Below are 14,065 nucleotides of genomic sequence, written 5' to 3'. Positions count from 1 at the left end.
AAATGGCGCCATACTGTGTTATTCGTCGTTTATTTGGAGCAACCAAACCACTCTCCTCATGCCTTGTCTGGCGCCATTTCAGGCACAACAGCAATAACTCACTAATTGAGAACGCCCCCTAAGCAAGATTAGCAGCAACTGCCGCCAGTAGAACCTTCTGACAGTTCAGTATCGTACGGCAACGACGACCCACAACCCTCAAAAATCCCGTAGTGGGTATCGAAGTTGCCCACGAATTCAAAGTGTTCGGCAAAGCGGGATTGTGCCAGCATATTCCAGGTGTTGCCGCACACCGGGAACACTTTGCCGGCGGGGATTGTGTGGCCTTTGTCCAGGGTAAATTCCCGCTCGCAGTTGGGGATGGTGCCTTTGTAGATGACTGCCTGGCCGTAGTCTTCGCAGGTGGGTTCCAGGTCGGCAATTTTCCACAGGCGGTAGGTGGCGGAGTAGAAACCGATGTGGCCGATTTTGGCTTTTACGGCATCGTTGTCGATACCCAGTGGGCGATCTTCCACCAGGCGGGGGTCGGCGAAGCCGGCGGCTTTGGCCAGGTTGTGAAAGTCGTTCCAGTACAGGGCGCCGCTCAAGCACTCGCCGTACAGCACCGGGTCGTCCACCAGCTCGGCGGGTACGCGGCGGTCGGCGTAAACGTCGGAGAAGTACAGTTCGCCACCGGGCTTGAGCAGGCGGTGTGCCTGTTGCAGTACCGCCTGTTTATCCGGTGACAGGTTGATGACGCAGTTGGAGACAATAATGTCGAAGCTCTCGTCTTCCAGTCCCAGTTCATCCAGTTTTTCGATATAGCCTTTTTTGAATTCCACGTTGGCTTTGCAGTAGCCGAATTCCTTGCGGTGGTAGTCGATATGGGCGTTGGCCACCGCCAGTTGTTCGTCGGTCATGTCCACGCCCACTACGGAACCTTCGCTGCCCACCATGGCGGACAGTACATACACGTCCTGGCCGGAGCCGCTGCCCAGGTCGAGAATGCGCATGCCGTTGAGCAGGTCCGGTGCCACCAGGCCGCAGCCGTAGTAGCGGCCACTCACTTCCGGGTGGATGCGGGCCATGATGTCTTTCAGGTGTTGCGGCAGGCTGCCAATGGTGCAGCAGGCATCGGTTTTCAGGTCGGCGGAGCCTTGCAGCTCTTTGCCGTAGTAGTCTTTGACTGTGTCTTTGACGCTTTTTTCAAGAGGGTCGTGGGCGCTCATAAGGGCTCCATTTTGGCTATCTGTCATCCTGAGCGTAGCGAAAGATTTCGTGCTTGCGGCAAGTTGTGAGATTCTTCGCTGCGCTCAGAATGACAATATTGGGGATAAACAAAGGGCGCTACTTTAACTGCTCGTAGCGCCCTTCGTCGATCGGCTTAACGATTTATTGCTTTGCAGTCGCTGCGGATTGCGCGGCGTTGGCATTGGAAGCCCCACGTCGCCAGTTGTGGAATTTAAACAGCCATTGCAACGCCTTCTCCGGCGCGTTGGCGCGTTTCCATTCCCCGGCGGCGTATTTGTTGGCTTCGCTCACGGTGGGGTAGATATGGATGGTGCCCAGTATCTTGTTGAGGCCGATATTGCGCTTCATGCCGGTGACAAATTCGGTGATCAGGTCGCTGGCGTGGTAGCCGACAATGGTGGCGCCGAGAATTTTGTCTTTGCCCGGCGGGGTAAGCACTTTGACAAAGCCCTGGGCTTCGCCATCGGCAATGGCGCGGTCCAGATCGTCGATGCCGTATTTGGTCACTTCGTATTCGATGCCCTTTTCCTGGGCTTCCGCTTCGCTAAGGCCAACCCGCGCCACTTCCGGGTCCACAAAGGTGGCCCAGGGAATTACCGAGTAGTCCACCTTGTAGCTTTTCAGGCCGGAGAACAGTGCGTTCACTGCCGCGTACCAGGCCTGGTGAGCGGCGGTGTGGGTGAACTGGTAGGGGCCAGCCACGTCGCCGCAGGCGTAGATATTGGGGTAGCGGGTGCGCAGGTAGTCGTCTACCTGAACTGTGCCCTGGGGCAGGGTGTCGATGCCCAGTTCTTCCAGGCCCATATCGGTGACGTTGGCTTTGCGGCCCACCGCAACCAGTACCTTGTCGAAGCTGACTTCCACTTTGTCGTCGCCGGATTCGAGAATGGCCACGTTCTCACCATCGCGCACCTCAAAGGCCACGGTTTTGTGGTTTACCCGCACGTCGATGCCTTCAGAGGCGAATTTTTCCATGACAAATTCGGAAACGTCCGCGTCTTCGCGGGGCATCAGGCGCGGAGCCATATCCACCTGGGTAACTTTTGCTCCCAGGCGCTGGAAGGATTGCGCCAGCTCACAACCAATGGGGCCACCGCCCAACACCAGCAGGCGCTCAGGCAGTTCGCGCAAGTCCCACAGGTTGTCGGAGGTGAGATAGTCCACCTGGTCGATGCCGGGAATGGGCGGCACAAAGGGGCGCGCGCCACTGGCAATCACAATATTCTTGGTGGTGATCACCTGGTCGCCCACTTGCACTTCCCAGGGGGAGATGATTTTGGCGTCACCGGTAACGCAATCCACACCCAGGCCGGTGTAGCGTTCGATGGAGTCGTGGGGTTCGATGTCTTTTACCACCTGGCCAACCCGTTCCATCACCTTGGCGAAGTCCACTTTGGGCTCGCCAGCGGATACGCCGTAGTGTTCGGCATTGCGTACTTCTTTAACAATTTTGGCGGAGCGAATCAGCGCCTTGCTGGGCACGCAGCCGGTATTCAGGCAGTCGCCGCCCATTTTATGGCGTTCGATCAGGGTCACTTTGGCTTTTACCGCCGCGGCAATATAGGAGCTCACCAGGCCCGCACTGCCGCCGCCAATCACCGCCATATTGGTGTCGAAGGATTTGGGCTTTTTGTAGCCTTTGTAGACTTTGGCTTTTTGTACCGAACCGACAATGGCGCGGGCAATAAAGGGCAAAATGGCCAGCAGAACGAAGGAGGCAATCAAGCCAGGCGTCAGCACGCCGGCAACGGAAAATTCGTCTACTGCGCCCAATTGAGCACCGGCATTTACGTAGACGAAAGTGCCGGGCAACATACCAATCTGACTGACCAGATAAAAAGTCAGGGGCTTCATTTTGGTCAGGCCCATCACCGGGTTGATCACGGAAAAGGGCACAGCGGGAATCAGCCGCAGGCTAAACAGATAAAACGCGCCATCTTTTTCCACGCCGCGATTGACGGTTTCCAGATAGCTGCCAAACTTCTTCTGCACCACATCGCCCAGCAAGCCGCGCGCCACCAAAAAGGCGACGGTGGCACCAGCGGTGCTGGCAAAAGATACCAATAATGTGCCCGTAGTAACGCCAAATACCATGCCGCCCATTACGGTGAGCAGTGCGGCCACTGGCAGCGAACACAGCAGCACATAAGCGGCGAAGAAAATCGCCATGGTTAAAACCGGCTCATCGGCGTAGAGTTGTTGGAAATGAGTCGGTGTAATGTAATCACCCAAATCGGTGAAAAAGTAGAGGCAGAGCACAGCGGCCACTACCAGCAGGATCAATATTTTTTTAACAGACATGGTGATGTTCCAGTGAAAATGTGGCCCTTAGAGCAGAAAAGTGGCTGTGGGTTCAATGGCACTCTGTGTGGCGAGGTTTGGGGTTGGCTTTGTGTGACACGCTGTGGATACGTCCATGTAAGCTCGTCGCCAGCATCCCTGCTGGCGGCGGTCACACAAAGCCAACCCCAAACCTCGCAATACCCACCGCGTCAACCGACACAAAACTGTCTAAAATCTGTCATATAAATAGCCGAAGATAATTTGCCCCGAGCCCGCCATGAAAAAAGCCATGTCCGAAAAATTGCCCGACACCGTTGTTGCCCTGCATCCGGAGGCCGGCGACGAGATCAACCTGTCCAACCCGGATTACTACATCAATCGCCACCTGAGCCTGATGCAGTTCAACCTGCGGGTGTTGGAACAGGCGCTCAACGAGGAGTATCCGCTGCTGGAGCGGCTGATGTTCCTGCTGATATTCAGCAGCAATATGGACGAATTTTTTGAGATTCGCCTGGCGGGTCTGCAGCGGCAGATCAACTACTCCCGGGAAAGTGTTTCCCTGGATGGTATTCACCCACAGGAAGTGCTCAAGCAACTGAGCCAACAGTGTCAGGACGGTTTCGACAAACAGTACCGCATACTCAACGACATCCTTATGCCGGCGCTGGAACAGGAGAATATCCGCTTCCTGAAACGCTGCGAATGGAATGAGGGTGTGGCCGCCTGGGTGGAGGAATACTTCCACCGGCAAATCCAGCCGGTAGTCAGCCCCCTGGGGCTGGACCCGGTGCACCCGTTCCCGCGCCTGTCCAATAAAAGCCTTAACTTTATCGTCTCGCTGGAAGGCACTGACGCCTTTGGCCGGGAAATGAACCGTGCCATTGTGCCTGCCCCCCGCTCCCTGCCGCGGCTGATCAAAGTGCCCGGCGAGCTGTGCGATGGCGGCGATAATTTTGTTTACCTGTCGTCCATGATGCACGCCCATATCGGCGAATTGTTCCCCGGCATGACCCCAACCGGTTGCTACCAGTTCCGCCTTACCCGTGACGCCGACCTGGACCTGAACACCACCGAAGTGGAAGACATCGCCCGAGCCCTGCGAGGTGAGTTGCACTCCCGTCGCTTTGGCAGCGCGGTGCGCCTGGAAGTCACCGACGACTGCCCTCAAGAGCTGGTGGATTTTCTGCTGGATCAGGTCAACCTTACCGAGCAGCAGCTGTACCGGGTGCACGGCCCGGTGAATCTGGGGCGCATGATGCAACTGATCAAGGAAGTGGACCGCCCGGACCTCAAGCATCCGCCACTGTCGGCGGCGCTGCCGAAAGCGCTGCTCAACACGGAGACGCCCATTTTCGATGCGGTGCGCAAAGACGATGTACTGCTGCTGCATCCATTCCAGTCGTTCACGCCGATCATCGATATGCTGCGTCAGGCCGCCCGCGACCCGGACGTACTGGCCATCAAGCAGACCCTGTACCGCACCGGCGAGGCCTCGGAGATCGTCGACGCTCTGGTAGAAGCGGCCCGCAATGGCAAAGAGGTAACGGTGGTTATCGAGCTGCGCGCCCGCTTTGACGAAGCGGAAAACCTGCAACTGGCCAGCCGCCTGCAAGATGCCGGGGCGGTAATCACTTACGGTGTGGTGAATTACAAAACCCACGCCAAAACCCTGATGATTGTGCGCAGGGAGGGGCAACAGCTGCGCCGCTACGTGCACCTGGGTACCGGCAACTACCACGCCGGCAACGCCCGCCTGTACACCGACTACAGCCTGCTCAGTTGCGACGAGGAGTTGGGCAGCGACGTGCATAAAATTTTCCAGCAACTCACCGGCATGGGTAAGGCAGAGGGCTTGCAACGGCTACTCAGTGCGCCCTTCAGCCTGCACAAAAAAATCACCCGCATGATTCGCGCCGAGGCCAGTGCCGCCAAAGAGGGCAAGCCCGCACATATTATTATGAAGGTGAACAGCCTCACCGAAGGCAACATTATTCAGGAGTTGTACAAGGCAAGTCAGGCCGGGGTAAGGGTTGATCTGGTTGTGCGCGGCATGTGTTGCTTGCGCCCCGGTGTCGCCGGTTTGTCAAAAAACATTCGCGTGGTGTCTATTATCGGTCGTTTTCTGGAGCACACCCGCACCTACTATTTCGAGAATGCCAGCCCACAACTGTTCTGCGGCAGTGCCGATATGATGGAGCGCAATCTCAAACATCGGGTGGAGATCGCCTTTCCGGTGGAGAACAAAAAGCTGCGCAGGCGCATTCTTGAAGAATTGAATTACTACCTCAACGACAACACTCACAGCTGGGAGCTGCAGGCCAGTGGTGAATATCGCCAGCTGCAACCGGCGGAGGGCGAAGATGCGCACTGCGCCCAGTTGGAATTGTTGGAGAAGTTTTCGGGATAGCGACTATTGGGTGCCAGGCGTGAACGCGGTACCGGTTTGTGCCAGTTTCATCCTGTGCAGGCAAAGTGATGTCATCGTTTCTTATCCACGTTAGAATCCCCTCGCTGCCCATCGGCTAACGAGAACCCTCAGCAATGACCTACCCCAATATAGACCCCGTGGCCCTGGACCTGGGGTTTGTCAAAATCCATTGGTACGGCGTGATGTACCTGCTGGCATTCGCCAGTGCCTGGTTGCTGGCGCGCTATCGCAGCCGTTTGCCCTGGACGGTGGTCAAGCCCAAAGACGTGGAAGACCTGATTGTTTATATCGCCTTCGGTGTGATTGTCGGTGGTCGCCTGGGGTCGGCGTTGTTTTATAACTTTGGGCTGTGGCTGGATGACCCTCTGTGGATATTTCGTATCTGGGAAGGGGGTATGGCATTCCACGGTGGCTTGGTCGGCGTGATCGTGGCCCTGTGGCGTTTCAGTCGCCGTATCAAAAAGCCGTTTATAGCCACTGCCGAATTTATTGTGCCCATGGTGCCGCTGGGGTTGGCTTTCGGCAGGCTGGGGAATTTTATTGGTGGCGAGCTGTGGGGCAGGGAAACCGCCGGCTGGTGGGGCATGGTGTTTCCCAAAGACCAATACCAGTTGCTGCGTCACCCCTCGCAACTCTACGAAATGTTTCTGGAAGGCATTTTGTTGTTCGCCATCCTGTTCTGGGTCAGCCGCAAGCCGCGCCCGGCGGGTTTGATTGGCGGGCTATTCCTGTTTTTATACGGTCTGTTCCGTTATCTGGTGGAGTTTGTTCGCGAGCCGGATGTGGGCATTCCACTGCTGTTTGACTGGATGACCCGGGGGCAGCAATTGTGTGTGCCGATGATGGTAGTGGGGGTTGTGCTGATTATTTGGGCGTGGCGTAAAAACGCAGCAGTGGGTCAACCGAAACACAACAAGTGATCTGCCCGCCATCCCCGCAAAGGTGGGGGCCCATTTTGAAAAATACACAAAATGGTGGATTCCCGCCTTCGCGGGAATGACGTTTGTTGGACAAAGGGGAAATAAATGAAAGCCTATCTCGACCTGTTGCGCGATGTGCTGGAAAACGGCACCGACAAAGGTGACCGCACGGGCACGGGCACGCGCTCTGTATTTGGCCGTATGGTGCGCTACGATCTGGCCGAGGGCTTCCCCCTGCTTACCACCAAAAAGCTCCATATCCGTTCCATCCTTCACGAACTGCTGTGGTTTTTGAAAGGCGAAACCAATATCCAGTACCTGAAAGACAACGGTGTCAGCATCTGGGATGAATGGGCCACCCCGGAGGGGGAGCTGGGGCCGGTGTACGGCTACCAGTGGCGTTTCTGGCCCGATGGCGAGGGCGGCCATGTGGACCAGATCGCGCAGCTGGTGGATGGCTTGAAAAACAACCCGAACAGTCGCCGCCATATCTTTCACGCCTGGAACGTCGCTCAGCTGCCGGACGAGCGTAAAAAGCCCTGGGAAAACGCCGCCCAGGGGCGCATGGCGCTGCCGCCCTGCCATTTGCTGTATCAGTTTTATGTGGTGAACAACAGACTGTCGGCGATGCTTTATATACGTTCCAACGACCTGTTTCTGGGCAACCCCTACAACACCGCCAGCCTGGGGTTTCTCACCCATATGCTGGCCCAGCAGTGCGGTTACGAGCCCGGTGAAATAGTGATTTCCATGGCGGATTTGCACCTCTACCAAAACCATCTGGAACAGGCGCGCACCCAGCTTGAACGTGAGCCTCGGCCATTGCCAAAACTGGTGTTACACCGCAAACCGGAATCCATCTTCGACTACCGTTTTGAGGATTTCGAGATCGTCGATTACGACCCCCACCCCCACATTGCTGCACCCATCGCGGTATAAAGGTTGTTATGAATATCGCTCTGATCGTCGCCATGGCCCGCAACGGCACCATTGGCCGCAACAACGAGCTGCCCTGGCACCTGTCTGGCGATCTGCGCTATTTCAAGGCAGTGACCATGGGCAAGCCGGTGATCATGGGGCGCAAGACATGGGAATCCATTGGCAGGCCACTGCCGGGGCGCACCAATATTGTGATTACCCGGCAAACGGATTGGTATCCGCAAGGCTTCGGCGGTGTGCGCGTAGTGCACTCTTTGGAGCAGGGCTTGCACGTTGCAGAGCAAGTGGCCAGGGCCGATGGCGTTACCGAACTGATGGTGATGGGCGGCGCAGAAATCTACCGCCAGGCATTGCCCCTTGCCAAGCGACTGTACATCACCGAAGTGGATGCGGAGGTGGCAGGGGATGCGTTTTTTCCAATACCTGACTCAAGCCAATGGCAGGAAGTGGAGCGTACCGCTGGGGATGCTGGCGGTGAGTATCTGTACGACTTTGTGGTGTTTGATCGCCGATAACTTGTTAGCGGGAGGCCGCACGTCGCACGTCTGACATCGCACGCTAAGCCCAACGAGCTACCGTCATTCCCGCGCAGGCGATGGATGCTTTCTGACAGCGTGCTTGGTGTTAGCGTGCGACATGCGACGTCTGACGTGCGACCCACAACTGCAATGCACCGAACCATCACCACACTCACAACTTCCATTGTGTTACCCAAAGTAACATCGCAACACCAATAATGCCCTTCAATAGCCCCTTTCGTTGCGAAACAAAGCTCCGGTTGTTAATAATTGCTGCCCCGTTGCCACAAAACGGTGACCCATGCCTAACCCGAAATGGTAGGGCTGCTCGTTATAACTGTTTGATACCCATATCGAGGGACGTATGAAACACTCTTTGAAACTGATGATTGCCGCCGCCGCACTCAGTGTTGGCGCTGCCGGTACGCAGGCCGCTGATGTCGACGACATTCTCAAGGCCGGTAAAAAGAAACTGGCCAACTCTCAGGCGTCGCAAAAGCGCATTGACAAAATCTCGGCCGCTACTGATGACCTGGTGCTGGACTTTCAGACGGTCAGCGATGAGCTGGAAGACACCAAGGTGTACAACCGCCAGAAAGAGCTGGTTATTGCTCACCAAAAATTGCAGATGGACCGCCTCAGGGCGTCGATTGCTGGCATTCAGGATACGGAGCGCAGTATCCCGCCGCTGATTGAGCGCATGATTGAAGGGCTGGAACAGCACATTGCCCTCGACCTGCCGTTCGATATGGAAGAACGTGAAGGGCGTGTAAAACGCTTCCGCGAAGGCTTGGGCGATTCCGGCAAGAGCGTTGCCGAAAAATTCCGCCAGGTGCTTGAGGCCTACCGTATCGAGCTGGAATACGGCAACAAGATCGACACCTACGTCACCGAAATTGAGGTAGATGACGCACCCCAGGAAGTGAATATTTTCCGCATGGGCCGCACCGCGCTGGTGTATCAAACCAAAGACAAGAGCAAGGCGGGCGTTTGGGATCAGGACAGCCGCAGCTGGGTTGCCCTGGATGCCGGTGAGTATCGCAATGCCATCTCCACGGCAATCCGTATCGCCAAGAAAACCGCGACTCTGGATATCATGACCATGCCTGTTAAAGCGCCGGAGGCACAATAATGAACAAGCGAATTCTTAAAAAAGGCCTGATGGCGGTCGCTGCGGCTACTCTGGCGTTCTCTGTCAATGCGGCGGAAGAACAGGAAAAGGCCAAGTCTCTTGATGAACTGCTGCAGATGATTGAGCAGGGCACCATCAACGAGTCCAAAGAGCACCGCGAGCGCGAGCAGCGTTTTTTGCGCGAACAGCGCAACCGTCAAAAGCTGCTGAATGATGTAAAAGCTCAGCTCAATGCTGCCAAGCGCAAGTCCGAGACTCTGGAAAAAACCGAGGCCGCTAATGAAAGGGCGATCGGTGAGCTGCAAGAGCAATACACCAACCGCCTGGGCTCCCTGAAAGAGCTGTTTGGTCACCTGTCCGGCACTTCCGGCGATGTGATCAGCTACCTGGGTGATTCCATTGTCAGCGCCCAGTACCCTGGCCGTGTAGAGCCCATCGACAATTTGCGCTCGAAAATTTCAGGTGCTACCCCTGTGCTGCCGGAAATCAGTGAAATTGAAGGCATGTGGAAGGCAATTCTGTTTGAAATCAACCAGAGCTCCAAAGTGGTGAAGTTCAACACCAGTATTTTCCGCGGCGGTGAAAAAATAGACACGGAAGTGATGCGTGTGGGCAACTACGCTTTGGTCGCTGGCGACGATTACCTGAACTACGACAAGGTAACGGGCAATGTTTCCTCACTGCCCCGTCAGCCTCAGGGTTCCTACACAGCCTCTATCGCGGATCTGGGCAGTGCTACTTCCGGCTTTACCGCCACCGCACTGGACCCCCAGGGCGCTCAAGGGCCAACCCTGATGACCAAGCTGGTTGACCTGCCAACCCTGACCGAGAAGTGGCACGAAGGCCGCATTGTGGGTTATGTGATCAGCGGCGTGGGTGTTGTCGCTGTGTTGCTGGCACTGCTGCGCTTTATCGTTCTGGCAGGCGTTGGCGCCAAAGTGAATGCCCAGCTGCGTGATACCTCTCAGGCCAACACCAACAACCCGCTGGGTCGTGTGTTGAAAGTGGCGGAAGAAAACCCCAACGCCGATGCGGAATCTCTGGAGTTGAAACTGCACGAAGCGGTACTGAAAGAGCGTCCGGCCATCGAGTCCGGCCTCAACCTGCTGAAGATTATCGCCATGGTTGCCCCACTGCTGGGTCTGCTGGGTACCGTAACCGGTATGATTTTGACCTTCCAGGCAATCACCATCTTCGGTGCCGGTGACCCCAAAAACATGGCGGGCGGTATCTCCTCTGCACTGGTAACCACCGTACTGGGTCTGGTTGTGGCTATTCCCACTATCCTGCTGCACACCTTGGTTAACGGCCGCGCACAGCGTGTTCTTCATATTCTGGAAGAACAGAGCGCCGGCATTGTGGCTGAGAACGCTGAGGGTCATTAATCATGGATGCACTGAACGACGCACTCACTGGAATCCAGGACTTCCTGAACATGGGGGGTGAAGTACTCAAGTACTTCATCGTCCCCCTGCTGTTCGTGTTGTGGACACTGATATTCGAGCGCGTATGGTATTTCAAGACCTCCCTGAAAGGGGACGTTCAGGCTGCTATTGATGCCTGGGAGGAGCGTGCTGAACGGCGCTCCAAACGGGCTCACCAGGTTCGCGAAGCACTCATCTCCCGTGTCGAAATGAAGATCGACGAAAATATGAACATGGTGAAAACCATGATTGCCCTGGCGCCGCTGTTTGGCCTGATGGGTACCGTATGGGGAATGATCCACGTCTTCGATATTATGGGTATTACCGGGGGCGGCGACGCCAAATCCATGGCCAGTGGTGTTTTTAAAGCCACCATCCCCACCATGGCTGGCATGGTGACCGCTATCTCCGGTGTATTCGGTAATACTTACCTGGATCGGGTATCAACCCGTGAAAAAGGCCTGCTTGAAGACCATATGACCATGGATCACTGAGTTCAGCCCTGGCGGGGCTCAGTGGTTTTAATTTGAATGGTTTACATTCAAGTCACATAGCAAACGAGAACTGTTATGCGGGATAGAACACGCAAAGGGGAAGCACAGGGTCAATCCATTGACCTTACGCCCATGCTCGACGTGGTTTTTATCATGTTGATCTTCTTTATTGTTACCGCGTCATTTATCAAGACGCCGGGGCAGGATATCGAAAAGGTAGAAACTGTTACAGCGCGACTAAAGGCCACGTCGGTGCTGGTTTCCGTTAACGCCAACAACGAAGTTCACATTGACAAAAAGCCAGTGGAAGACAATGACCTGAAATCCACCATCAAGCGACTTTTTCTGGAAAACCCCAAGGGCAATGTGGTCATTCAGGTGGATGCCAAATCCAACCTGGAAGCGGTAGGCAAAGTGTACGATGCGGCCAAAGACGCCGGTGTTGCCGGTGTCATCATTGCCACGAGCAAAGGGGAGTAAAACATGAAGGTAGTAAGATTAGGCCTTTCCGGTTTACTGGGCTTTACCATTACCTTTGGCCTGTTGGTACTGATGTACACACTGGTTGCCTCTGACGTTGAGGCTCCCCCGGAAGGGGAGGCCGAAGTCCTTGCCAACATCTTCCAGGCTGAAGAAGAAATTGAGGATAACTTTAAAAAGTTTGACCCTCAAAAGCCGGAGCCCAAAGAGCCACCACCGCCCCGCGTGCAACAGCAAGCGGCGAAAGTGGACGATGTACAACTGTCGGTCAATATTGACGCTCCCAGGGTCGATGCCGGCTTGAATGTTGGTTCCGGTGGCTTTGGCGGTAACAGTGAAGCTCGCCCCATCAAGCGGGTTGCTCCCCGTTACCCACAAAGGGCACTGGAACGTGGCCTGGAAGGTTTTGTGGTGGTGGAGTTCACCGTGTCGGTTAACGGCATTGTGCTGGACCCGAAAGTTATCGACGGCCAGGTGAAACAGAGAGACGGTAGTTACAAACCAAGTACCGTGTTTAACAGCGAATCCCTGCGAGCGGCCAAAAAACTGAAGTTCAAACCCAAGCTGGAAGAAAATCAGCCGGTTGAGTTTATTACCACTTACCAGTTTACCTTTGAGCTGGAGAAAGACAGCTGATGGGTTGTCACAAATCCTGGTAAGTGATTTGCTTTCAGACAAGCGTTAAGTCGGAGTGAGATGATGTTTAGTTTTCACAAAATGGCGATAAAAGCCACTACGGGCGGTGCCTTGGCTCTGGCCATAATGACGGCACCTCCGCTGCTGACACCCTGGGTGGATGTCGGCGCCTCGGCGGAGGCGGCTAGCTGGCCGGAAAAAGTATCCAAATACAAAAAAGAGAAGGAAAAGCGGCGCTTTACACCACCGAGCCAGTCTTTTGGCCGCAAGATCGATCAGCTGTTTAAAGCCGCTGAAGCCAAAGACTGGGATAAATACGGCGACATACTGTCGGGCATGCGTTCAAGGTACGACAAATACGCGCCGGGTGAAAAAGTCAGTTTTCTTTGGAAAGAAATCGAGTATGCGTTTGCCATTGAAGGCATCAAGAGCGACAAAAACCCCAATCACGAAAGCGACTACGGCAAAATCGTCGGCTTTTATGAGAAGTTGCTGACCTTCCATACGGAAATGCGCGAGTCAGCCATTCGCCAGATACTCAGTACTTTGGCGCAAATGCACATGGCGTCCAGCGAATTTCGCAAGGCGCTCAGCTATTATCACGAATGGCTGGGCATGGGGGCGGACGTTACACCTCAGGTGAAATTCCAGATCGGCCAGGCGCATTTCTTCCTGAAAGAATACACGGTATCTCTCGAGTGGATTGAAGAAGCCATCGCCGATGTTGAGGCCAAAGGTGAGCTGCCGAAAGAAAGTTGGTACCGCACCCAAAAAGGCATCTACTACGAAAAGAAAAACCCCAAAAAAGTGGCCAGTATTCTCGAAATTCTGGTTACCCACTACCCCAAGAAGCGTTATTGGCAAGAGTTGGCGGTTATCTTCCAGCAGGACCTGGAACAGCCAGTAAACTCACTGGTTTTGCTGGACTCTCTGTTTATGCAGGATCAACTGACCAAACCCCAGTTTTTGAAGGCGCTGGCTTATGGGTATAACGGCAACAGTGCCCCTTACCAAATGGCCAAAGTCTATCAATATGGGCTGGATAAAGGCTATCTGGAGGAAAACTCCAAGCACCTGAAAGACCTGTTCTTTACTTTGAGCCAGGCGGGGGAGCGCAATAAAGGCATCAAAGTTCTGGAACGCTACATCAAGCTGGAGCCCAAAGATGTTGACATGCTGAACGCTCTGTCCGGAGAGTACACCAGTGCTGGCAGCTACCAAAAAGCGGTAGATACGGCTCGCAAGGCCCAGAAGTTGAAGGATCAGGGCCGGCAGCCCGGGCTCAGTCATATGCGTGAAGGTGAAGCCCTGTTTTACCTGAAATCCTATGCCAAGTCCGCCAAAGCCTTTGAAAGAGCGGCCAAGTTCGAAAAACTGAAAAAGAATGCTCAATCCTGGGCGGCCTATGTAAGAAGCCGCATCAGTGAAATTGAGGCCACCCGCAAGATGGAAAAGGACTTGAAAGCAGAGTTGGCCAAAGGCGTGGGTTAACGCTCTCGAAATCTGGCAGCCTGTCAAAGCCGGTCACTGCAAAGTGATCGGCTTTTTTGATTCCCCCATAGTCGCTACAATCCTTGTTAA

At 55.0% G+C, this 14,065-nt stretch carries 12 protein-coding genes; 10 read left to right on the top strand and 2 right to left on the bottom strand.

Annotated features, from left to right (window positions below; translation table 11 throughout):
* Positions 1-128: 128 nt before the first annotated feature.
* Positions 129-1,208, bottom strand: coding sequence for a methyltransferase domain-containing protein (locus ACVBEJ_RS13560; protein WP_447130181.1), 1,080 nt, complete (start codon positions 1,206-1,208; stop codon positions 129-131).
* 163 nt (positions 1,209-1,371) lie between these two features.
* Entirely contained in the window at positions 1,372-3,531 is a 2,160-nt protein-coding gene (locus tag ACVBEJ_RS13555; protein ID WP_447130180.1) for an FAD-dependent oxidoreductase, read from the bottom strand.
* A gap of 259 nt (positions 3,532-3,790) precedes the next feature.
* On the opposite strand from ACVBEJ_RS13555, the gene ppk1 reads away from it, so the two are divergent.
* The 10 genes from ppk1 to ACVBEJ_RS13505 all read left to right on the top strand — a co-directional run bounded on the left by ppk1 (position 3,791) and on the right by ACVBEJ_RS13505 (position 13,975).
* Entirely contained in the window at positions 3,791-5,920 is a 2,130-nt protein-coding gene (gene ppk1, locus ACVBEJ_RS13550) for a polyphosphate kinase 1 (protein WP_447130179.1), read from the top strand.
* Between the two features lie 134 nt (positions 5,921-6,054).
* Positions 6,055-6,861, top strand: coding sequence for a prolipoprotein diacylglyceryl transferase (gene lgt / locus ACVBEJ_RS13545; RefSeq protein WP_447130178.1), 807 nt, complete (start codon positions 6,055-6,057; stop codon positions 6,859-6,861).
* Between the two features lie 105 nt (positions 6,862-6,966).
* Positions 6,967-7,800 carry a thymidylate synthase gene (locus ACVBEJ_RS13540; protein ID WP_447130177.1) on the top strand — a complete coding sequence of 278 codons (834 nt, stop codon included), beginning with the start codon at positions 6,967-6,969 and terminating at the stop codon, positions 7,798-7,800.
* Between the two features lie 8 nt (positions 7,801-7,808).
* Positions 7,809-8,315, top strand: a complete 507-nt coding sequence (locus ACVBEJ_RS13535; RefSeq protein ID WP_447130176.1) for a dihydrofolate reductase — start codon at positions 7,809-7,811, stop codon at positions 8,313-8,315.
* Between the two features lie 367 nt (positions 8,316-8,682).
* Entirely contained in the window at positions 8,683-9,450 is a 768-nt protein-coding gene (locus ACVBEJ_RS13530; protein ID WP_447130175.1) for a DUF3450 domain-containing protein, read from the top strand.
* Entirely contained in the window at positions 9,450-10,835 is a 1,386-nt protein-coding gene (locus tag ACVBEJ_RS13525; RefSeq protein ID WP_447130174.1) for a MotA/TolQ/ExbB proton channel family protein, read from the top strand. Before ACVBEJ_RS13530 ends, ACVBEJ_RS13525 begins: the two co-directional genes overlap by 1 nt.
* A gap of 2 nt (positions 10,836-10,837) precedes the next feature.
* Complete coding sequence (locus ACVBEJ_RS13520; protein WP_447130173.1) at positions 10,838-11,368, top strand: MotA/TolQ/ExbB proton channel family protein; 531 nt, start codon at positions 10,838-10,840, stop codon at positions 11,366-11,368.
* 75 nt (positions 11,369-11,443) lie between these two features.
* Positions 11,444-11,848, top strand: coding sequence for an ExbD/TolR family protein (locus ACVBEJ_RS13515; RefSeq protein WP_447130172.1), 405 nt, complete (start codon positions 11,444-11,446; stop codon positions 11,846-11,848).
* A 3-nt stretch (positions 11,849-11,851) separates the two neighbouring features.
* A complete protein-coding gene (locus ACVBEJ_RS13510; RefSeq protein WP_447130171.1) occupies positions 11,852-12,484 on the top strand; it encodes an energy transducer TonB in 633 nt (210 codons plus the stop codon).
* Positions 12,485-12,547: 63 nt separating this feature from the next.
* Complete coding sequence (locus ACVBEJ_RS13505; protein ID WP_447130170.1) at positions 12,548-13,975, top strand: hypothetical protein; 1,428 nt, start codon at positions 12,548-12,550, stop codon at positions 13,973-13,975.
* Positions 13,976-14,065: the final 90 nt, after the last annotated feature.

It is taken from the genome of Porticoccus sp. GXU_MW_L64 (genome assembly GCF_052983295.1).
This window is presented reverse-complemented; position numbering and strand designations above follow the sequence as displayed.